This window comes from Stutzerimonas chloritidismutans, from assembly GCF_038562055.1.
Classification (GTDB): domain Bacteria; phylum Pseudomonadota; class Gammaproteobacteria; order Pseudomonadales; family Pseudomonadaceae; genus Stutzerimonas; species Stutzerimonas chloritidismutans_A.
Genome location: NZ_JBCFXD010000002.1, coordinates 133434 through 151944, shown reverse-complemented (window position 1 = coordinate 151944; position 18511 = coordinate 133434). Strand labels below are relative to the sequence as shown.

The following is an 18511-nucleotide window of genomic DNA, read 5'->3' as shown; positions in this document are numbered from 1 at the left end:
CGGCCTCGGTAACCCTTTGCTGGCTTTGCGTCTCGTCACAGACGTATCGAGTGCGCTGCGCTGGCTGAGGGTCAGTCGGTGCGCCAGACGATTTCAGCTTCGCCACGCTCGCTGACGCTGATCCAGCGGTCGGCGTCTTCCACCGATTCTTCTTCCTGCCAGCCGCCCGGTGCGCAGCGAATTTCCACGCCGAGTGCCTGATAGGCATCGCGGGCGCAGGCTACATCGTCTTCCCAAGGCGTGCCGTCGCTTTCAAGCAGCAGGCTATGCCACTTTCCTACAGCCTTGGGCAGCCAGGTCACTGGAATGTCGCCGGCCCTGCACTTGAAGGTTTTACCCTTTGCTTGCCAGGGGGAGCAGGTCCCGACCGCCTGGGTCAGCCAGTCAGTGACGGCGTCTTGGCTGGCGTCCCTGAGGTAGATTTCGATATCCGGTTGACGCATGAAATGGCCTTGTCTGGCTGACGGTACAGCCGATTGGATGGTAAGTGTTGAGGCCTCAAAGGGCACATCAGACGCATTGCATCGACTTTAGATCGAGGTAGCGTTTGCTTGCAGCTTTTGATCAGTCTCTTTGAATCCAGTCATAGCGTATCGCAACCCGTACGTGCAATGGCGCCTCAATGACTGCCGCGCGGCGTTCGGCACTGGCGCGCCAGCCGTGCGGAGTCATCGCCAGCAGATCGGCTCGCGCCTGCGAGTCGTCCAATTGCAGCTCGAAGGTTAGGGTCTCGCTGTGTGCGAGATGCATACCCTCAGGAATAAGCGACAGATGCTTCCGGTCGTCGTAATCACGGACCTCGTCGTACAGCAGCCCTCGCAGTTCCCATAAATGCTCGCGAGTCGGCCCCATGCGCAGCAGGCCGCCGCCGGGCGCTAGCAGGCGACGTGCTTCGGTCCAATCCAGCGGGCTGAAGACGCTGGCTAAGAGATCGCAGCTGGCATCGGCCAACGGCACCCTGGCCATGCTTGCTACCAGCCAGTCGATCTTCGGCGCGCGCTTGCAGGCGCGCTTGACGGCTTCGCGGGAAATATCCAGCGCATAGCCTTGCGCGCCGGGCAGTGCTTGAGCCATTTGCGCCGTGTAATAACCTTCGCCACAGCCAATATCGAGCCAGCGACGCGGCGATCGTTCGGCTGCCAGCTGTGCCAGGCGTTTCGCCAGCGGCGCGTAGTGGCCGCCATCGAGAAAGCGCCGCCTCGCCTCGACCATAGCCTGGTTGTCGCCGGGATCGCGGCTGTTCTTGTGTTGCACCGGAAGCAGGTTCAGATAACCCTGACGGGCTCGATCAAACCGGTGATTGGCCGGGCAGGCAACGCCATTTTCCACCGCACCCAGCTCGCCGTGGCAGATAGGACAGATCAGCATGCGAGCAGGTTGACCAGGGTCTGGTAGTAGATCTCGGTGAGCAGATCAAGGTCGCTGGCGAGGATATGCTCGTTTACCTGATGAATCGTCGCGTTTACCGGTCCCAGCTCGACCACCTGGGTGCCCAGTGTGGCGATGAAGCGCCCATCCGAGGTGCCGCCGCTCGTAGAGGGCTTGGTCTCGCGGCCGGTGACGCTGCGGATCGCCGCAGCCACGCCATCAAGCAGATCACCTGGTTCGGTCAGAAAGGGCAAACCTGAAAGCGCCCAGTCGACGCTCCAGTCCAGGCCGTGCTTGTCGAGAATCGCCGCGGTGCGTTGCTGCAATCCTTCGACCGTGGATTCGGTGGAAAAACGGAAATTGAACACGGCCTCCAGCGTTCCGGGGATGACGTTGGTCGCGCCGGTGCCTGAATTCAGATTGGAGATCTGGAAGCTGGTCGGCGGGAAGAATGGGTTGCCGTCATCCCAGTGTTCGGCGGCCAGCTCGGCCAAGGCTGGCGCGGCCAGATGGATCGGGTTTTTGGCAAGGTGCGGGTAAGCCACATGGCCTTGTTGTCCGCGAACGGTAAGCGTGCCGCCGAGTGAGCCGCGGCGGCCATTCTTGACCACATCACCGACAAGTGTGGTGCTCGATGGCTCGCCGACAATGCACCAATCCAGGCGCTGACCTCGCTCCCGCAGACGTTCTACGACGGCCTTGGTGCCGTAGTGTGCAGGGCCTTCCTCGTCGCTGGTGATGAGAAACGCGATCTGGCCTTTGTGGTTCGGGTGCTTAGCGGTAAAGCGCTCAACCGCCACAATCATCGACGCCAGGCTGCCTTTCATGTCCGCCGCACCGCGACCATGAAGCATGCCGCTCTCATCGATCCGTGCGGCGAACGGCGGGTTCTGCCAAGCCTGTACCGGGCCGGTAGGGACCACATCGGTGTGGCCGGCGAAGCACAGGACCGGACCTTCGTTGCCGCGAATCGCCCAGAAGTTTTCGACGTCCTCGATGTGCATTGACTCGATGGCGAAGCCGCAGGCGGAGAGCCGCTCGGTCATCAGCTGCTGACAGCCCTCATCCAGCGGGGTGACCGATGGCCGATTGATCAGCTCGCAGGCAAGTTCGAGGGTCGGGGAGAGGGCGGCGGCGGTCATCACGGCTCCGGGGTAAGGCGGGGAAAGGGCGCCATATTAAATTAAAAAGCAGGGCAGCAGCGGGTCAGAACCAGCCTGGTTGAAAACGCCTCGGTATGCCTGGTTGGGACGGCGAGGGCTCGGGCCTATAATCCGCGAATGTCTTGTTTGAGGTATGCCATGTCTATCGACGATCAACGGTTCGGCGGCATCGCCCGTTTATACGGTTCCGAGGGATTGCAGCGGCTGGCGGCTGCGCACGTCGCGGTGGTCGGTATCGGCGGAGTTGGGTCGTGGGCGGCCGAGGCGCTGGCGCGCAGTGGCGTCGGTGAGATCAGTCTGTTCGATCTGGATGATGTCTGCATTACCAACACCAATCGGCAGATCCATGCGCTTGAAGGCGCGGTGGGCAAGCCAAAGGTGGATGAAATGTCGGCGCGGATAAAGGCGATCAACCCGGCGTGTGTGGTTCACGCCGTGGCCGACTTCGTGACTCGCGAAACCATGGCCGAGTACATCACCGAGCAGCTGGATTGCGTTATTGACTGCATCGACAGCGTACCGGCCAAAGCCGCGCTCATCGCCTGGTGCAAGCGGCGCAAGATCCAGATCATCGCGACCGGCGGGGCTGGCGGACAGGTCGATCCCACCCAGATCCAGGTCGCCGACCTGAACAAAACGTTCAACGACCCGCTGGCGGCTAAAGTGCGTTCGCTATTACGGCGCGACTATAACTTCTCCCGTACGCCAGGTCGGACCTACAGCGTGCCTTGTGTGTTCTCCACCGAACAGCTGCGCTACCCCAAACCGGACGGCGGTGTTTGCCAGAGCAAGAGCTTTGTCGGCGAGGGGGTAAAGCTCGACTGCGCCGGCGGGTTTGGAGCGTCAATGATGGTGACTGCCAGTTTCGGCTTGGTCGCTGCAGCGAGGGCGGTTGACAAACTGGTCGCCGGGGCTCGGCGGCCGGCGGAGCGTTCGAAGAGCTGAAACGGCCACTGTCTGGCCTTCAGCCTTTCGAGGCTCGCCCGGCGGCCGCCGCCAGCTCGCGCATTCTGCCGATAACGGCGTTCATTCCATTGGCCCGGGATGGCGAGAGCTGTCGAGAGAGGCCCAGTTGGCCGAACCAGTCCGCTACGTCGAGCCGCTGTAGCTCGTCGGCATCCAGGCCATTTACCCGAACCAGCAGCACGGCAAGCAGCCCGCGCAACAGACGGGCCTCGCTGGTGCCGCGAAAGTGCCAGCTATCGCCTAGCTGTTCGCCAACCAGCCAGAGCTTGCTGTCACAGCCGGCAACCAGGTTGAGCTCATTGCGTTCGGCATCGCTCAGGGGCTCAAGCCGATCACCCCACTGCATCAACAGCCGCGCACGTTGCTCCCAACCTGCCGCCAACTGGAAGGACTGAAGCGTTGCCTCAGCGGCTTCGGGCAGCTCGGTCATCGCAGCATTTCCAGTGCCTGATCCAGCGCATCGAAGAATCGCTGCAGATCGACACCATCGTTATACAGTCCGAGCGATACGCGAATCGCGCCTTCGACACCCAGAGACTTCATCAGAGGCTGGGCGCAGTGGGTGCCGCTGCGTATGGCAATGCCCTGTTCGGTCAGTAGATGGGCCAGATCACCATGATGGATGTCGTCGACGGTGAAGCTTGCGAGCGCCAATTGAGGGCGGCCCAATAGCCGCACGCCCGGTCGCTGCGCCAAACCTGTTAACAGAGCGTTGTGCAGGGTCAGCTCGTGGCGGTCGACGGCCTCGGCATCCAGTTTTGACAGATAGTCCAGTGTGGCACCCAAGCCAATCACCCCGCCGATCGGTGGGGTGCCGGCTTCGAATCCAAGCGGTGCGGCATGAAAGTCGGCATTCTGGAAGTCAGCAACGCGGACCATTTCGCCGCCGAACTGCCAATGCCTGAGTTTGAGCAGCGATTCGCCCCTGCCATAGAGCGCGCCGACGCCTTCCGGGCCGTACAGCTTGTGGCTGGAAAGTACATAGAAATCGCAGTCCAGCGCCTGCATGTCATGCCGGCCATGAACCACGCCCTGCGAACCGTCGACTACGCTAAGCGCGCCCTGGGCCTTGGCCAGTGGCAGCAATTCTGCCAACGGCTGCCAAGCGCCGAGTACATTGGACAGTTGACTGATGGCAAGGAGGCGGGTGCGCGGGCCGATCAGGCGGGTTGCGGCTTCAATATCAATGATGCCGTGTTCGTTGAGCGGCAATACGACCAGCTTCGCGTTTTGGCGCCGGGCCAGCTGCTGCCAGGGCAACAGGTTGGCGTGGTGCTCCAAGGCGCTGACGACGATTTCATCACCCGCTGTAATCAGGTGTTCAAGGCCATAAGCCAACAGATTCAGCGCTTCAGTGGCGCCGCGGGTGAAGACGATTTCGGTCGGGCATGCGGCGTTGAGCCAGCGCGCCACCTTGATCCGCGAGTCTTCGAATGCGCGAGTCGCTCGTTCAGCCGGCTGGTGCTGGGCGCGATGAACGTTAGCGGTGCCACAGGTGTAATAGCCGGTAAGGGCGTCGATCAGTGCCTGGGGCTTCTGCGAAGTGGCCGCGCTATCCAGGTAGGTCTGACCCTGGGCTTCGAGGATAGCCAAGGCGGGAAAGTCGGCGCGCCAGGGGGATATCAGCGGCATGGATACTCCTGAAAGCAGGACGGGACGCCTGTGGAGGAACTGCCTAGACAGGCGGGGCTAAAGCGTCCGCCTGTCCGCATCGGTACGCTGCGCTTAGTTGTGCGCGTGCAACGCCTCGTTCAGCTCGATCGCAGACTTATGTGTCTTGCATTCGACTGCACCGCTCAACGAATTACGGCGGAACAACAGGTCGGTCTGGCCAGCCAGTTCGCGTGCCTTAACCACCTTGACCAGCTCGCCTTGTTCATCGAGCAGGTTCACTTTGGTGCCGGCTGTGATGTACAGACCGGATTCCACGGTGTTGCGATCGCCCAGCGGGATACCGATCCCTGCGTTTGCGCCGATCAGGCAGCCTTCGCCGACTGCGATGACGATGTTGCCGCCACCGGAAAGGGTGCCCATGGTCGAGCAACCGCCACCCAGGTCCGAGCCCTTGCCGACGAAAACGCCAGCCGAGACGCGACCTTCGATCATGCCCGGCCCTTCAGTGCCGGCGTTGAAGTTGATGAAGCCTTCGTGCATCACGGTCGTGCCTTCACCCACATAGGCACCGAGGCGGATACGCGCGCTGTCGGCGATACGGACGCCGGCCGGAACCACGTAGTCGGTCATCTTCGGGAACTTGTCCACCGAAACGACTTCCAGCAGGTAGCCCTTCAGACGCGCTTCCAGCTGACGTTCGGCGAGTTCGGCCAGGTCGACTGCGCCCTGGTTAGTCCAGGCGACATTGGGCAGCAGCGGGAAGATGCCAGTGAGGTTCAAGCCGTGCGGCTTGACCAGACGATGCGAGATCAGATGCAGCTTGAGGTAGGCTTCCGGCGTGGAGGTCAGCGCGGCGTCTTCGGCGAGCAGCGTAACCACCAGCGGGCGCTGGCTTTCGGCGAGGCGGGTAAGCAACGCGTGCTGAATGGGATCTATCGTCTTGATTGCATCGGCCAGTTGCGCCGCCTGGGTGGTGTTGATGGCGATCGCCTGGTTGCCGCCCTGGTAATTGAGCAGTGGTGCAACCGCGTCGACCAGCTCGCCAGCCGGACGAAGCAGCGGTTGCGCATAGAAGACTTCGAGCCAGTTGCCCTGACGGTTTTGAGTGCCGACGCCAAACGCCAGGCTGAAGAGGGAATTGCTCATGGTTGGATCCTTTATCAGTCGCGCGCGTCTTGGCGAGCGGTTTCAGTTCTTGGCTGCCAGCTCGGCAGCGTAAATGTCTGGCTTGAAGCCAACGAGTGTCTTGTCGCCTAAATCGAGAACCGGGCGTTTGATCATCGACGGCTGGGCCAGCATCAATTCGATGGCTTTTGCCTGGTCAAGATCGGCTTTTTGCTCATCGTTCAGCTTGCGGAAAGTGGTGCCAGCACGGTTGAGTAAAGTTTGCCAACCATGTTCGTTGCACCAGGCTTCCAGGTGGGCGCGGTCGATTCCGGCGCTCTTGTAGTCATGAAACTCATAGCTTAGCCCCTGCTGGTCGAGCCAGGTACGGGCTTTTTTCATGGTGTCGCACGCCTTGATGCCGTATAGACAGCGTCCTTTGCTTTTATCGGGCATAGCAGCTCCGCTTTCTCCGGCCAAACTGGGCCGCGGATTATGCCACGACGAGACGAAGCTTGCCGTCTGCGGCGCGAAGCCGGTTCAAACTCACTACCCCTGCACTCGTCCACGCGAGTGAAAGAGGTTCGACCTTTTCCTCCCTTCACGTTGTCCATTGATCACAATCATAACGATGAGGTCATGTATGGCACGCAAGCATTTCGAGAACCACGAAGCCATTTCGTCCGCCGTTCCTGCTGACAAGGGGTTCGAGGCTGTGATCGCCGTCAAGCGTCGCGGCACTGATGAGAATGCACACGTTTTCAAAGTCGCCAACGGCCGCCGTTACGACCTCGCGTCTGAAGCGGACGTGGCTGCCGAAGCTGCCTTGACCAAGGTGAGGGAGGTCAGCGACGAAGGCGAGCTGATCTGGGAAGAAAACGCGATCTGACGGAGGTTGTCATGAGCGAGTCGGAAAAGCCGAGCACTGAAGAGCAGAGCAGGCAAGACGAGAACACCAAGGCTGATATTCCCGAGCATATGAAGCCGGAGAATCTTGAAAAGCTGCGTGACTATGGCAAGGACATGATTCCGCCAGGCGTCGCCTGACATCGCCTAACCGGACGCCAGCGCGTCCGGTTCCGGCATCAAAGCGTCTTGATGAATGCGCGAATCCGCTCTGCGGCCTCGATGCAATCTTCCAGCGGAGCCACGAGCGCCATCCGTACCCGGCCCGTGCCTGGACTGATTCCTTCGACCTCGCGTGACAGGTAAGCACCTGGGACGACGGTGACATGCTCACGTGCATACAATTCGCGGGTGAAAAGTTGGTCATCTACAGGCGTTTTAGGCCACAGATAGAAGCCGCCGTCCGGCCGCTGAACGTCCATCACGGGTGTAAGGATGTCGAGCATCGCGTCGAATTTCTCGCGGTACAGTTGCCGATTGGCCTGCACGTGCGCTTCATCGTTCCAGGCGGCAACGCTGGCCAATTGCGTTTGCACCGGCATGGCGCAGCCGTGGTAGGTGCGGTACAGCAGAAACGCCTGGAGAATGTCCGCATCGCCTGCGACGAACCCGGAGCGCAGCCCTGGCAGGTTTGAGCGCTTGGAGAGGCTATGAAAGACCACGCAGCGCTTGAAGTCATCGCGCCCTAGCGCTGTACAAGCGGTCAATAGTCCGGCAGGCGGCTGGTCTTCGTCGAAATAGAGCTCGCTGTAGCATTCATCCGCGGCGATGACGAAGTCGAACTCGTCCGCCAGGGCAATCAGCTTCTTCAGCGTTTCAAGCGGGACTAGCGCGCCGGTCGGATTGCCCGGCGAGCAGAGAAAAAGAATTTGAGTGCGCTGCCAGACATCTGCCGAAACCGCGTCGAAGTCTGGGTTGAAGCCATTTTCAGCGGTGCAAGGCAAATAATGCGGCGTGGCGCCTGCCAAAAGCGCCGCACCCTCGTAGATCTGATAGAAGGGATTGGGGCTGATGACCAGCGCACCCTGCTCACGATTGACTACGGCCTGGGTGAAAGCGAACAGCGCTTCGCGGGTGCCGTTGACTGGCAATACATGCCGTGTCGCGTCGAGGGCTCCCTTAGCTACGCCAAAGCGGCGCTCACACCAATGGGCAATCGACTCGCGTAACGCCGGGATGCCCTGCGTGGTGGGGTACACCGCAAGCTGGTCGAGGTTGTCGGCCAGTGTCTGAGCGACGAACTCGGGCGAGCGGTGCTTCGGCTCACCGATCGACAGCGCGATGGGGCGCTTGTCTGCTGGCGGCTGCGCACCGGCAAGCAGGCCGCGCAGTTTTTCGAAGGGATAGGGCTGCAGCAGGGTTAGGGCTTCATTCATGGTCGGGTCTTCGAAACGTCGGGAGGCGCCAGGCTGCGCCCTCGATAAATTCAGTCTTGGCGGGCGCCGCCATAATAGGCGCAGCCGCGTAAGGTCTGGCCGTCCAGGCGCAGCTCTGCAGTCAGATGGCTGACTGTGCCGGTTGCGCTGTCCAGGCAGCGTTGCGGGGCCACCCATAGTTCGAGGCGCTGATCGTTGGCTTCTGTACTGAAGTTGGTCTGCCCGCCCGGCAGTTGCTCTTCCAGATAGGGGAGCGCCAAGGCCTGTTGGTCGGGACGCTCAAGGAGCAAGCCGCCGCTGGTGATCGTGACGCTCCAGCCTGGCTCATGCCCCGTCGCGCGCAGGAGCAACTGGCTGAATGCCGCGTCGCTGCAGCCGGGGCCCTCTGCTTGGAGCCGATACACCTGGGTCAGCTGAAGCTGATCGCTGTTGCCACTTTGATTGATCAGGCTGCCCCGCAGGTCGGCGAACAAAGGCTGGTTGCTTCCGGCCATCAGTGCTTGCACATCATCAGGTAATCCCGTCGTGGCGCTGTCGACCAAGGCGAGGCTGCGTCGCCCTTGGCAGCTGCTGAATTGCAACCCGCCGTCCAGCTGAGTGATGGTGCCTTGCAGACGTTCGGTCGAGTGCACTGGAGCCTCGTCGCTCCATTGCAGTGACTGGCAACCGGCGAAAACCGGTAGAAAACTGAGCAGCAAAGCGCGGGGTGCGATCATGAACGGGCTCGAATTCAGGCGGGGCAATGCTGCGCCAGCGGGGCTGGCGCAGTTGGATTAGCTACCTTTGACGGCTCGGCCATCGACGGTGCCTTCTTCGAGCATGATCTGATACTCCTTGCCGTCTTTTTCCACCTGATGCAGGCGGACCAGCATGAAGTCCCAGTTCTTGGCGAACCAGAGGATAGTTTGTCGCTTGCTCTGCGTCGGATCGCGCACGCGTTCGACCTTGATGGCGTCGACCTGACCGGCCTTCGTGCTGACCTTTTCCTCGCCCAGGACGCGGAAATCGTAGGTCTCGATCTCGTCACCATCTACTACTTGGTAGCTCATGCTCTTTTCGCCCGCTGCAACCGCGTGCTGAAGGGCGATCTGATAGGTTGATTTGTCCAGCAGGCCGCGATTCAGTGGAAGCTTAACCGGATCACCGCGGTCTTCTCCGACCACCTGTTTGGCTTGCCAGTCAAAATCGTGCTTGATGGACTTGCCTTTGCCCAGCCCGCTGCGCTTGAGTCGGTATTTCTGCGGCAGGAAGGTCTCGCCTTCGACCTGGAAAACGCTGCGCTCATTGAAGCTGGCAACCAGCATCGAGGCTTCGAAGTCCAGCTCCCAGGTATTGTCATCGCGCTTTTCCAGGCTGCGCTGGGCTGTGCCGCTGACAGGGACCTGTTTCCAATCCGCGGTGTAGCTGGCAGAGAAAGGCTTTAGCTCAAGGGCCTGGACCGGCAGGGCCAGCACGGCGAGAGCGAGCAGCAAGGCGCGACGCATAATGTCTCCTAGATTTCTAATAGATGGCCGGTGGCCGGCAACAGCACGTTATCCAGCATCGCGCCTTGATCGGCAAGGCGCAAGCGGCCGTCGGCGAACCAGCGAACTGCCAGCGGATAGATGATGTGCTCTGCCGCATGCACTCGATCGGTCAGTTGGTCGATGCTTTCGTTGGGTTCGATTTTCAGGCGAGCCTGTATGGCCACAGGACCGCCGTCGAGCTCCTCGGTCACGAAGTGCACGCTGCAACCGTGCTCCTGGTCGCCTGCATCGAGTGCGCGGCGATGGGTATCCAGTCCCTTGTATTTCGGTAACAGGGACGGATGGATGTTGAGCAGGCGACCCTGGTAATGGCGAACGAAGCCTGCGGAGAGTATCCGCATGAAGCCGGCTAGCACCACCAGTTGCGGCTGATAAGCGTCGATGATTTCAATCAGTGCCGCATCGAAGGCTTCGCGATCAGCAAATCCCTTGTGCTGCAGGACATGCGTATCGATGTCCACCGCCTGCGCACGCTGCAGGCCATAGGCCTCCGCACGGTTTGAAACAACAGCACGGATGCTCACGGGGCTGTCTTCACCGAGGCTGTCGATCAGGGCCTGGAGATTGCTTCCAGACCCCGAGATCAGCACGACGACATTGCAGGGTGCGTGCATCAATGGCTTTTCAGGTTGTTCAGCAGTACGCGCTCGGCATCTTCGCCAGCCGAGCCGATTTCGCCAATGACCCAAGGGCTTTCGCCGGACGTGCGTAGATTGGCAAGTACGGTTTCGACCTGATCCTGGGCGACACAGATGACCATGCCGACACCACAGTTCAACACGCGGTGCATTTCGTGTTCATCGACATTGCCTTGCTGCTGCAACCAATCAAACACAGCAGGGCGCTGCCAGCTCGCGACATCGATGACTGCCTGGCTGCCTTCGGGCAGCACGCGCGGGATGTTGTCCAGCAGGCCGCCGCCAGTGATGTGCGCCATCGCCTTCACCGCGCCGGTCTCTTTGATCAACTTGAGCAATGGCTTCACATAAATACGTGTCGGCGCCATCAGGAGCTCAGTGAGCGGCTTGCCGTCGAGCTGGGTGTTCTTGATATCGGCGCCCGCTACTTCGATGATCTTGCGGATCAGCGAATAGCCATTGGAATGCGGGCCGGAAGACGGAAGGGCGATCAGTGCATCGCCAGCGGCTACGTTCGAGCCGTCGATGATTTCACTTTTCTCCACTACGCCTACGCAGAAGCCAGCCAGGTCGTAATCTTCGCCTTCGTACATGCCGGGCATCTCGGCGGTTTCGCCGCCCACCAGCGAGCAACCTGCCAGTTCACAACCAGCACCGATACCGGTCACCACCGTGGCGGCGATGTCGACGTTGAGCTTGCCAGTGGCGTAGTAGTCAAGAAAGAACAGCGGTTCGGCGCCGCAAACAACCAGGTCGTTCACGCACATCGCAACCAGATCCTGGCCGATGCTGTCGTGCTGGTTGAGATTCAGCGCCAGGCGCAACTTGGTGCCAACGCCATCGGTGCCGGAGACCAGAACGGGCTGCTTATAGCCAGCCGGAATTTCGCAGAGCGCGCCAAATCCGCCCAGGCCACCCATGACCTCAGGACGAGCGGTGCGCTTGGCTACGCCTTTGATGCGTTCGACCAGCGCTTCGCCTGCATCGATGTCGACACCGGCGTCCTTGTAGCTGATGGAGGGTTGCTTGCTCATAAGAATCCGGACCTGTGAAGGGGAGTGCGGGGCGACCGGGTCAGAATCAGGTTTCTGTCGGGACGCGGCGAGGGCGCCGGACCGGTCTGCGGAAAGCGCGCGATTTTATCAGGCTTGCCGCACAGCGACCATCCCGCGAACGGTGATGTCGAACAGGTGTGCTAGGAGCATGTCTGAGATCCCGCGGCAAGATGTGCAGCTTGTGACTGCTGCGGTTGCCGCGAGCTAGGGGCCTGTTTAAGGTATAACACTTGATTACCGTAGCCGAACCCGATCGCCGCCACGCGACCGTCAGGTTCCCATGACTGGCTAGCCAGCGAGTTTCTATATATGCGCGTATTTCCCCGTCTCCTGGCGCTCTGCTGCGCAGTTGTGTCCGCCCATAGCATGGCGGTTCCCCTTGCCGACCTCTACAAGGTGCGTGAGCCGGTTGCCAGTCAACAGCCAGCGGAGCGCGAAGAGGCGCTGCGCAAAGCTTTCGACACGCTGGTGCTGCGTCTGACAGGCAATTCCAGCTCTGATCAGCAGGCCGTTGCGCCATTGCGCAGCGATCCGCAGCAATTGGTTAGCCGGTATGCCTATGAAGGGGACGCCGTCGTCGTCAGCTTTGATCCGGTGACTACCGAGCGTGCGCTGCGTTCAGCGGGGCTTCCGCTGTGGGGTGCTGAGCGTCCAAGCATCCTGACCTGGTGGCTGGGAGAGACTGCTGACGGTTCGCAGCTCGTTGGTGATGCGCAGGAAGGTTCTTCCGACTTGCGTGCTGCCGCCCAGCACCGCGGCCTTCCGTTGCGCTTGCCGCTGGCCGATCTGAGTGAGCAGCTCGTCGCTACCTCCGACGCAATCACTGCAAAGGACCCCCAGGCGCTTCGCGATGTTTCGGAGCGGTACGATGCAGACGGGCTGCTCGCTGTCATGGCGAAACAGTCCGGCGAAAGTTGGGAAGCCGACTGGCGCCTCTGGCTGGGTGACAAGCAGACGCAAGGCAAGGCGAATGGCGACACCCGCGTTGCATTGGCCGATGAGGTGATGCTCGCCGTGACTACATTCTTGGCACCGCAATACCGCGTTAAGCCCGGCGACAGATCGGAGATCACGCTTGAGGTGCTTGGGGCCGACGTGGAGCGTTTCGCCGAACTGGATCGCCTGCTCGAACCCTTCGGCGCGCAACTGCAGCAGGTTGCAAGTGATCGGCTGGTGTATCGCCTGAACGCCAGCCCAGAACAGCTTCGGGCTCAGCTGGCTTTGGCGCGACTGCAGGAAGTCGCTCCCGATGAAATCGACCCGCAATCGACGGATACCGCGGGCGCTAATAGTGGTGTCGAGCCTGACGGTGACCTGTCAGCTGGCAATGCTGAAGCGCAGCCGGACGCCGCCCAGATTCTTGAGGAGCCGGGTACGCTGGCAATCGACCGATTTCCGTCGGCAGATCAGGGCACTTTGCTGCGCTACCGCTGGTAGAGGCGATGCCGCTTACTGATCGTGACAAAGAACGAAGTGGGCGCTGTCTGCCATGACGTTTATCGATTCATCGGTCTCCTTGCGCCTGCCGAAGCCATGCGGCCTTCGATTACCCCAGACAAGACATTGAGAACATGACGATCACCCACAACAACCGCTGGCTATGGCTGGCGGCCCTGTTACTGATTGGCTGGCTGATTTATCAGTTGTCACCAATCCTTTCACCTTTTCTGGTCGGCATCCTGCTGGCCTATCTGGGCGACCCGCTGGTAGACCGGCTGGAGCGCTGGAAGCTGTCCCGAACCTGGGGCGTGATCCTCGTTTTCTCGTTGTTCACGCTGTTGTGTCTGTTGCTGCTGCTGGTGTTGGTGCCGATGCTCGGCAAACAGCTGATGCACCTCTATCAACTGGCACCGCAGGGGCTGGACTGGCTGCAGGTGACGGCGTTGCCTTGGGTGCAGGCGCAGTTTGGCCTCGATGAGGATTTCTGGCGCGTCGACCAGCTCAAGAGCGCGTTTTCCGCCAACCTCGGCAGCACCAAGGATGTAGTGGCGGTGATCCTCAGTCAGGCGACGGCGTCGAGCATCGCGTTGTTGGCTTGGTTGGCAAACCTGCTGCTGGTGCCGGTGGTGTGCTTCTACCTGCTGCGTGACTGGGACCTGATCATGGCCAAACTGCGCACCCTGTTGCCGCGGCGACGGGAGGATGCTGTCATGGCGCTGATGCGCGAGTGTCATGAAGTGATCGGGGCCTTTCTCCGCGGCCAGCTGCTGGTCATGTTGGCGCTGGCTGTGGTCTATTCGACTGGACTCATGTTAATCGGTGTCCAATTGGGGCTTTTGATTGGCGTCCTGGCAGGCCTCGCCAGCATCGTGCCGTATATGGGCTTCGTGGTTGGCATAGGCGCGGCAGTGATTGCCGTGCTGTTTCAGTCTGGTTTGGAGCTCTATCCGCTGCTGGGCGTCGCTGCGGTGTTCACAGTCGGTCAAATGTTGGAAGGCATGCTGTTGACCCCGCTGCTGGTGGGAGACCGTATCGGCCTGCACCCGGTTGCGGTGATCTTCGCTGTGCTGGCGGGGGGGCAATTGTTCGGATTTACCGGTGTGCTTCTGGCATTGCCAGTTGCAGCGGTGATCATGGTTCTGCTGCGCCACGTGCATGATCTCTATAAACTCTCGGACCTCTACGCAGAGCCGCCGGTCGACCCACCCCGCCAACCATGAAACCCATTCAGCTCCCCTTGGGCATTCGTCTTCGTGACGACGCCACCTTTGCCAACTTCTATCCGGGCGCCAATGCGGCCGCGCTTGGTTATGTCGAGCGCGTCTGTTCACCGGCAGCTGGCTGGTCCGATGAGTTGATCTATCTGTGGGGCAGCACCGGTGTCGGGCGCAGTCACCTGCTACAGGCTGCCTGCTTGCGCGTTGAACAGCGTAGTGAGCTGGCGGTATATCTGCCATTGGCGGAGGTGGCGGAATACGGCCCGGCACTCCTGGATAATCTGGAACAGAGCGAGCTGGTCTGTCTGGATGATCTGGATGCGATAGCAGGCGATCCGGCCTGGGAGGAAGCCTTGTTCCATCTGTTCAATCGTCTTCGCGACAGCGGTCGACGGCTGTTGCTCGCCGCTGATGCCTCTCCGCGAGAAATCGCAGTGCAGCTTCCAGATCTCAAATCCCGGTTGAGTTTATCGCTCGTGTTTCAACTGCAGGAGCTTTCGGATGAGGACAAGCTGCGTGCCCTGCAGCTGCGAGCGTCGCGCCGCGGTCTGAGTCTGCCGGACGACGTGGGTCGTTTCATTCTCACGCGCGGAGCCCGCAGCATGAGTGCATTGTTCGAGTTGCTCGACCGGCTCGATCAGGCTTCGCTCCAGGCGCAACGTAAGCTGACCATCCCGTTTCTCAAGGAAACGCTCGGCTGGTAGGAATGACGGCTGCAGGCTGTTGAGCTCGGCCCGGCTTTGCAGGGCAACGCCGGCAGGCCGAGGCGAAACCTCGGCTGGCTCAGGCTAAATCAAGGTGAACTGCTGGCGTAGGGTGGGCTTCAGCCCACCGACGCCGTTCAACGTTACCTCAGAATCTTGCGCCTCCCCCCCCCGTCTCGTCTCAGTTCTCGCCTGCTGCTTTGCGGCCGTACTGATAAGCCCAGCGGGTATAGAGCAGGGCGCTTATGAAAAGCGTCAGGCTGATGATTGCCTCCAGCCAGCCGTAAACCATTCGCGCCGGGTTGATAGCGGCAAGCACGCCCTGAATAAAGTACAGATTGACGATAAAGCAGGTCCAGGCATGGGCTCGCGGGCTCCCTGATATCATCCCTGGCGCCACCAGGAGGAGTGGAATCAGCTGAATGCTGACCACCACCCAGGTCCGCGCGCCGTGCAGGTCGGCAAACGCCAGATTCCAGACCACCAACAGCACGGCCAGTCCAATGAAACTAGCCAGGCTGATTGCGCGACTGAGTTTTACCCGTGGGGTCAGCCATTCGAGCGATGGCAGGGGTTTGGGCTTTCTAGCCACGGTCATTCTCCAAACGCTTGGCGGTCTGCGCGAGGCGTTGGCCCAGTGCGCGGCAAAGATCGATTTCATGCTCGTCCAGCAGCCGCTTTCCATCGGCCCCGGCATGGTGGCTGGGGCCATAGGGCGTACCGCCGCCGCGAGTCTCAAGCAGGGCGTTTTCGCTGTAGGGCAAGCCGAGCACCAGCATGCCGTGGTGAAGCAGGGGCAATAGCATCGACAGTAGAGTGGACTCCTGCCCGCCGTGCAGGCTGGAGGTCGAGGTGAACACGCCGGCTGGTTTGCCTACCAGCTCACCGGTTAGCCAGAGCCCGCTGGTGCCATCGAGAAAGTATTTCAGTGGGGCAGCCATGTTGCCGAAGCGGGTGGGGCTGCCCAACGCCATACCGGAGCAATGTTTCAGGTCATCCAGCGTTGCATAGATGGCGCCTTGCTGCGGGATTGCAGGCGCAACAGCCTCGCATTCCGCTGACACGGCCGGTACGGTGCGCAATCTTGCCTCAAGCCCTGCCTGTTCGACGCCACGGGCAATCTGCCGGGCCATTTCCGCGGTGGCGCCGTGGCGGCTGTAATACAGCACAAGGACGTAGGGTGCAGTCATGGCAGTATCTCCAGTACCTTCTCTGGTGGCCGACCAATCACCGCAGTATCGCCAACGACCAGGATCGGGCGTTCGATCAGTTTCGGATGCGCAACCATGGCATCGATGATCTGCTCGTCGGTGAGCGTTGGGTCTGTGAGGTTCAGGGTTTTGTATTCTTCCTCGCCGCTGCGCAGCAGCTGGCGCGGGCTGATGCCCAGTCGGGCAAGGATCTGCCTGAGCTCGTCAGCCGACGGCGGTGTTTCAAGATACCGGATCACGGAAGGGGTGAGGCCGCGTTGTTCGAGCAGCTCCAGGGCGTTTCGTGATTTCGAACAGCGTGGGTTGTGGTAAAGGATCAGGTCGGTCATTTAGGTTGCTTCGCGCCAGTTTAGGCGGCCATTCTAACCCTCAAAGCCGTGGGGCTTGAAACGGTGGTCGCGGAGGGCTGTCTGCCAAGGTAGGCTTTTGCTTGCTATTGGCCTGCGGGCAATCGGTTTTCGACGATCGCGACTGGCACCGAGGGGATTGAATGCATCAACGGATCAAGGATTTTCTGGAGTTCGGTCGTTTTCTGGTACAACGCTTCCTTGCGGATCGCGGCCCACACAGCGCTGCCGCATTGACCTATACCACTCTGTTCGCAGTGGTGCCGATGATGACCGTGACCTTCGCCATGCTGTCCGCCATTCCCGCGTTCCAGGGAATCGGTGAGCAGATCCAGATGTATATCTTCAGCAATTTCATTCCCTCCACCGGTGCGACCATTCAGGACTACCTGGTCGCGTTCACTGACCAGGCGAGGCAGCTGACCTGGTTCGGCGTGGGTTTTTTGATGGCGACCGCCTTGATGATGCTGCTGACCATCGAAAAGGCGTTCAACGTGATCTGGCGCGTGCGGCAACCGCGCCGTGGAATCTCAAGCTTTCTGCTGTACTGGGCGATCCTTAGCCTTGGGCCGCTGCTGCTGGGGGCCGGGTTCGCCATGAGCACCTATATCACGTCGTTATCGCTGATATCGGGCCCGCATGCGCTGATCGGCGCGCGCACCGTTTTGAAAGCAATGCCGCTGCTGCTCAGTGTTGCGGCATTCACGCTGATTTATGCGGCCGTGCCGAACACGCGTGTGCCGCTGCGGCATGCATTGGTTGGAGGGACCTTTACTGCTGTGCTATTCGAAACGGCAAAGCAATTGTTCGGCTTGTATGTCAGCTATTTTCCCAGCTATCAGTTGATCTATGGGGCGTTCGCAGCGGTGCCGCTGTTTCTGCTGTGGGTGTATCTCTCCTGGATGATCGTGTTGTTCGGGGCCGAGCTGGTCTGTGGGTTGTCATCATCGCAGCAGTGGCGGCGACGTTCGGTACCGCGTCTGCTGGTCATGCTCGGCTTGTTGCGGGTGTTTTACGAGAGTCAAAAGGCTGGGCGTGAGGTGCGTCTGCGCGACGCACACCGGAGCGGTTGGAGACTGCCCGAGGATGAGTGGGACGAGATCCTGGAGTTCTTCGAGCAGGAGCAGCTTGTCTGTCGAACCGGGTCGTCCGGTTGGGTGCTCTGTCGCGATCTCAATAGCTACAGTTTTGATCAGCTGCTGCGCTCCAACCCTTGGCCGCTCTCCGGTAAGCAGGCCTTACCGGAGCGTCTGGATGAGCCCTGGTATCCAACGCTGCGTCAATCTATGGAGCTGCTGCAGCGGGAGCAGGCCAATCTTTTTGGTGGTAGCGTCGCGGACTGGCTGCAGTCGCAGCGGGTCTGACGGGCCGATGATCAGCAGTATGAGGTGTACGAGGATGAAAAGGGGACTCAGCGGAATGCTCGGCGCCTTCGCCTGCTTGATGCTGGTGGGCTGTAGTGAGGATTGGGGGATGGACCAGCACGGCGCAGCTGTCACGGCGCAGCAGCTCGACGGGCAGTGGCTGCTGATCAACTACTGGGCCGAATGGTGCGGCCCTTGCCGTACCGAAATCCCGGAACTGAACGCACTGGATCAGTCGCGGGATGACATCACCGTGCTGGGGGTCAATTTTGACGGGCTGCAAGGCGAAGAGCTGGCCGCAGCAGCCGAGCAGTTGAACATCGATTTCAGGGTGCTTAGCGTCGATCCGGCGGAGCGGTTGGGTCTGCCGCGCAGTGCAGTGCTGCCGGTGACCTATATCGTCGATTCTGCCGGTGAGGTCCGCGAGAGTCTGGTTGGCGAACAAACGGCAGAAGGGTTGCAAGCTCGGCTGGATAAGCTGCGAACTGAAGGGTAGCGGCAATTCGCGGCTG

23 protein-coding genes are annotated in these 18511 nt (G+C 60.7%); 8 read left to right on the top strand and 15 right to left on the bottom strand.

Annotation, left to right across the window (positions count from 1 at the left end; genetic code table 11):
* Positions 1-71 precede the first annotated feature (71 nt).
* The 3 genes from AAGW23_RS04125 to dapE form a co-directional block, all read right to left on the bottom strand.
* Positions 72-443 (bottom strand): hypothetical protein, encoded by a 372-nt coding sequence (locus AAGW23_RS04125; protein ID WP_342405094.1) that lies wholly within the window; start codon positions 441-443, stop codon positions 72-74.
* A gap of 121 nt (positions 444-564) precedes the next feature.
* The gene (locus tag AAGW23_RS04120; RefSeq protein ID WP_342405093.1) at positions 565-1368 is read right to left on the bottom strand and encodes a putative RNA methyltransferase; all 804 of its coding nucleotides are present in this window, start codon (positions 1366-1368) and stop codon (positions 565-567) included.
* Positions 1362-2510, bottom strand: a complete 1149-nt coding sequence (gene dapE, locus AAGW23_RS04115; protein ID WP_342405092.1) for a succinyl-diaminopimelate desuccinylase — start codon at positions 2508-2510, stop codon at positions 1362-1364. Before dapE ends, AAGW23_RS04120 begins: the two co-directional genes overlap by 7 nt.
* A gap of 159 nt (positions 2511-2669) precedes the next feature.
* On the opposite strand from dapE, the gene tcdA reads away from it, so the two are divergent.
* On the top strand, positions 2670-3476 hold the full coding sequence (gene tcdA, locus AAGW23_RS04110) for a tRNA cyclic N6-threonylcarbamoyladenosine(37) synthase TcdA (protein WP_342405090.1): 807 nt from the start codon (positions 2670-2672) through the stop codon (positions 3474-3476).
* A 19-nt stretch (positions 3477-3495) separates the two neighbouring features.
* Here tcdA and AAGW23_RS04105 read toward each other — a convergent pair whose 3' ends face one another.
* From AAGW23_RS04105 to AAGW23_RS04090, 4 genes are all read right to left on the bottom strand, one after another.
* On the bottom strand, positions 3496-3927 hold the full coding sequence (locus AAGW23_RS04105) for a SufE family protein (protein WP_342405088.1): 432 nt from the start codon (positions 3925-3927) through the stop codon (positions 3496-3498).
* Positions 3924-5129, bottom strand: a complete 1206-nt coding sequence (locus AAGW23_RS04100) for an aminotransferase class V-fold PLP-dependent enzyme (protein ID WP_342405087.1) — start codon at positions 5127-5129, stop codon at positions 3924-3926. The genes AAGW23_RS04105 and AAGW23_RS04100 overlap by 4 nt, the downstream gene beginning before the upstream one ends.
* Positions 5130-5222: 93 nt before the next feature.
* On the bottom strand, positions 5223-6257 hold the full coding sequence (dapD, locus tag AAGW23_RS04095) for a 2,3,4,5-tetrahydropyridine-2,6-dicarboxylate N-succinyltransferase (protein WP_342405086.1): 1035 nt from the start codon (positions 6255-6257) through the stop codon (positions 5223-5225).
* A gap of 42 nt (positions 6258-6299) precedes the next feature.
* Positions 6300-6671 carry an ArsC family reductase gene (locus tag AAGW23_RS04090; RefSeq protein ID WP_102834787.1) on the bottom strand — a complete coding sequence of 124 codons (372 nt, stop codon included), beginning with the start codon at positions 6669-6671 and terminating at the stop codon, positions 6300-6302.
* A gap of 187 nt (positions 6672-6858) precedes the next feature.
* Between AAGW23_RS04090 and AAGW23_RS04085 the strand changes: the two genes are divergently transcribed.
* Positions 6859-7104, top strand: coding sequence for a hypothetical protein (locus AAGW23_RS04085; RefSeq protein WP_342405084.1), 246 nt, complete (start codon positions 6859-6861; stop codon positions 7102-7104).
* Positions 7105-7115: 11 nt separating this feature from the next.
* Positions 7116-7262, top strand: a complete 147-nt coding sequence (locus AAGW23_RS04080; protein WP_159968678.1) for a hypothetical protein — start codon at positions 7116-7118, stop codon at positions 7260-7262.
* 38 nt (positions 7263-7300) lie between these two features.
* Here the strand turns inward: AAGW23_RS04080 and dapC are convergent, their stop codons facing one another.
* Genes dapC through purM form a run of 5 tightly spaced genes read right to left on the bottom strand, consistent with a single transcriptional unit; the run spans position 7301 to position 11695 of the window.
* The gene (gene dapC, locus AAGW23_RS04075) at positions 7301-8497 is read right to left on the bottom strand and encodes a succinyldiaminopimelate transaminase (RefSeq protein ID WP_342405083.1); all 1197 of its coding nucleotides are present in this window, start codon (positions 8495-8497) and stop codon (positions 7301-7303) included.
* A 50-nt stretch (positions 8498-8547) separates the two neighbouring features.
* A complete protein-coding gene (locus AAGW23_RS04070; protein WP_342405082.1) occupies positions 8548-9213 on the bottom strand; it encodes a hypothetical protein in 666 nt (221 codons plus the stop codon).
* Between the two features lie 57 nt (positions 9214-9270).
* On the bottom strand, positions 9271-9981 hold the full coding sequence (locus AAGW23_RS04065; protein ID WP_102834784.1) for a DUF3108 domain-containing protein: 711 nt from the start codon (positions 9979-9981) through the stop codon (positions 9271-9273).
* Between the two features lie 8 nt (positions 9982-9989).
* A complete protein-coding gene (gene purN, locus AAGW23_RS04060) occupies positions 9990-10637 on the bottom strand; it encodes a phosphoribosylglycinamide formyltransferase (RefSeq protein ID WP_342405081.1) in 648 nt (215 codons plus the stop codon).
* Entirely contained in the window at positions 10637-11695 is a 1059-nt protein-coding gene (purM, locus tag AAGW23_RS04055; protein ID WP_342405080.1) for a phosphoribosylformylglycinamidine cyclo-ligase, read from the bottom strand. The genes purN and purM overlap by 1 nt, the downstream gene beginning before the upstream one ends.
* 330 nt (positions 11696-12025) lie before the next feature.
* Here purM and AAGW23_RS04050 point away from each other — a divergent pair, with 330 nt between their 5' ends.
* The 3 genes from AAGW23_RS04050 to hda all read left to right on the top strand — a co-directional run bounded on the left by AAGW23_RS04050 (position 12026) and on the right by hda (position 15077).
* Positions 12026-13153: a DUF2066 domain-containing protein gene (locus tag AAGW23_RS04050; RefSeq protein WP_342405079.1), complete on the top strand. Its 1128-nt coding sequence runs from the start codon at positions 12026-12028 to the stop codon at positions 13151-13153.
* 134 nt (positions 13154-13287) lie between these two features.
* Positions 13288-14376: an AI-2E family transporter gene (locus AAGW23_RS04045; protein ID WP_342405078.1), complete on the top strand. Its 1089-nt coding sequence runs from the start codon at positions 13288-13290 to the stop codon at positions 14374-14376.
* Entirely contained in the window at positions 14373-15077 is a 705-nt protein-coding gene (hda, locus tag AAGW23_RS04040; RefSeq protein ID WP_342405077.1) for a DnaA regulatory inactivator Hda, read from the top strand. The genes AAGW23_RS04045 and hda overlap by 4 nt, the downstream gene beginning before the upstream one ends.
* A 181-nt stretch (positions 15078-15258) precedes the next feature.
* On the opposite strand, the gene AAGW23_RS04035 is transcribed toward hda, so the two are convergent.
* Genes AAGW23_RS04035 through arsC form a run of 3 tightly spaced genes read right to left on the bottom strand, consistent with a single transcriptional unit; the run spans position 15259 to position 16617 of the window.
* Positions 15259-15669 (bottom strand): DUF2069 domain-containing protein, encoded by a 411-nt coding sequence (locus AAGW23_RS04035; protein ID WP_102835029.1) that lies wholly within the window; start codon positions 15667-15669, stop codon positions 15259-15261.
* A complete protein-coding gene (gene wrbA, locus AAGW23_RS04030) occupies positions 15662-16267 on the bottom strand; it encodes an NAD(P)H:quinone oxidoreductase (RefSeq protein WP_342405075.1) in 606 nt (201 codons plus the stop codon). Before wrbA ends, AAGW23_RS04035 begins: the two co-directional genes overlap by 8 nt.
* Positions 16264-16617: an arsenate reductase (glutaredoxin) gene (gene arsC, locus AAGW23_RS04025; protein ID WP_102834777.1), complete on the bottom strand. Its 354-nt coding sequence runs from the start codon at positions 16615-16617 to the stop codon at positions 16264-16266. Before arsC ends, wrbA begins: the two co-directional genes overlap by 4 nt.
* 161 nt (positions 16618-16778) lie before the next feature.
* Here arsC and AAGW23_RS04020 point away from each other — a divergent pair, with 161 nt between their 5' ends.
* Together AAGW23_RS04020 and AAGW23_RS04015 are read left to right on the top strand one after the other, a co-directional pair.
* A complete protein-coding gene (locus AAGW23_RS04020) occupies positions 16779-17999 on the top strand; it encodes a virulence factor BrkB family protein (RefSeq protein ID WP_342405074.1) in 1221 nt (406 codons plus the stop codon).
* Between the two features lie 34 nt (positions 18000-18033).
* Positions 18034-18495, top strand: coding sequence for a TlpA disulfide reductase family protein (locus AAGW23_RS04015; RefSeq protein ID WP_342405073.1), 462 nt, complete (start codon positions 18034-18036; stop codon positions 18493-18495).
* Positions 18496-18511 lie beyond the last annotated feature (16 nt).

Bases quoted from the DNA above. Each gene is read 5' to 3' on its own strand.
- AAGW23_RS04045 (WP_342405078.1), top strand. From the start codon at position 13,288: ATGACGATCACCCACAACAACCGCTGGCTATGGCTGGCGGCCCTGTTA.
- purN (WP_342405081.1), bottom strand. From the start codon at position 10,637: ATGCACGCACCCTGCAATGTCGTCGTGCTGATCTCGGGGTCTGGAAGC.
- AAGW23_RS04120 (WP_342405093.1), bottom strand. From the start codon at position 1,368: ATGCTGATCTGTCCTATCTGCCACGGCGAGCTGGGTGCGGTGGAAAAT.
- AAGW23_RS04090 (WP_102834787.1), bottom strand. From the start codon at position 6,671: ATGCCCGATAAAAGCAAAGGACGCTGTCTATACGGCATCAAGGCGTGC.
- dapC (WP_342405083.1), bottom strand. From the start codon at position 8,497: ATGAATGAAGCCCTAACCCTGCTGCAGCCCTATCCCTTCGAAAAACTG.
- AAGW23_RS04050 (WP_342405079.1), top strand. From the start codon at position 12,026: ATGCGCGTATTTCCCCGTCTCCTGGCGCTCTGCTGCGCAGTTGTGTCC.
- AAGW23_RS04085 (WP_342405084.1), top strand. From the start codon at position 6,859: ATGGCACGCAAGCATTTCGAGAACCACGAAGCCATTTCGTCCGCCGTT.
- wrbA (WP_342405075.1), bottom strand. From the start codon at position 16,267: ATGACTGCACCCTACGTCCTTGTGCTGTATTACAGCCGCCACGGCGCC.
- hda (WP_342405077.1), top strand. From the start codon at position 14,373: ATGAAACCCATTCAGCTCCCCTTGGGCATTCGTCTTCGTGACGACGCC.
- AAGW23_RS04125 (WP_342405094.1), bottom strand. From the start codon at position 443: ATGCGTCAACCGGATATCGAAATCTACCTCAGGGACGCCAGCCAAGAC.
- dapD (WP_342405086.1), bottom strand. From the start codon at position 6,257: ATGAGCAATTCCCTCTTCAGCCTGGCGTTTGGCGTCGGCACTCAAAAC.
- AAGW23_RS04065 (WP_102834784.1), bottom strand. From the start codon at position 9,981: ATGCGTCGCGCCTTGCTGCTCGCTCTCGCCGTGCTGGCCCTGCCGGTC.
- AAGW23_RS04105 (WP_342405088.1), bottom strand. From the start codon at position 3,927: ATGACCGAGCTGCCCGAAGCCGCTGAGGCAACGCTTCAGTCCTTCCAG.
- arsC (WP_102834777.1), bottom strand. From the start codon at position 16,617: ATGACCGACCTGATCCTTTACCACAACCCACGCTGTTCGAAATCACGA.
- AAGW23_RS04020 (WP_342405074.1), top strand. From the start codon at position 16,779: ATGCATCAACGGATCAAGGATTTTCTGGAGTTCGGTCGTTTTCTGGTA.
- AAGW23_RS04070 (WP_342405082.1), bottom strand. From the start codon at position 9,213: ATGATCGCACCCCGCGCTTTGCTGCTCAGTTTTCTACCGGTTTTCGCC.
- AAGW23_RS04100 (WP_342405087.1), bottom strand. From the start codon at position 5,129: ATGCCGCTGATATCCCCCTGGCGCGCCGACTTTCCCGCCTTGGCTATC.
- AAGW23_RS04080 (WP_159968678.1), top strand. From the start codon at position 7,116: ATGAGCGAGTCGGAAAAGCCGAGCACTGAAGAGCAGAGCAGGCAAGAC.
- tcdA (WP_342405090.1), top strand. From the start codon at position 2,670: ATGTCTATCGACGATCAACGGTTCGGCGGCATCGCCCGTTTATACGGT.
- dapE (WP_342405092.1), bottom strand. From the start codon at position 2,510: ATGACCGCCGCCGCCCTCTCCCCGACCCTCGAACTTGCCTGCGAGCTG.
- AAGW23_RS04015 (WP_342405073.1), top strand. From the start codon at position 18,034: ATGAAAAGGGGACTCAGCGGAATGCTCGGCGCCTTCGCCTGCTTGATG.
- purM (WP_342405080.1), bottom strand. From the start codon at position 11,695: ATGAGCAAGCAACCCTCCATCAGCTACAAGGACGCCGGTGTCGACATC.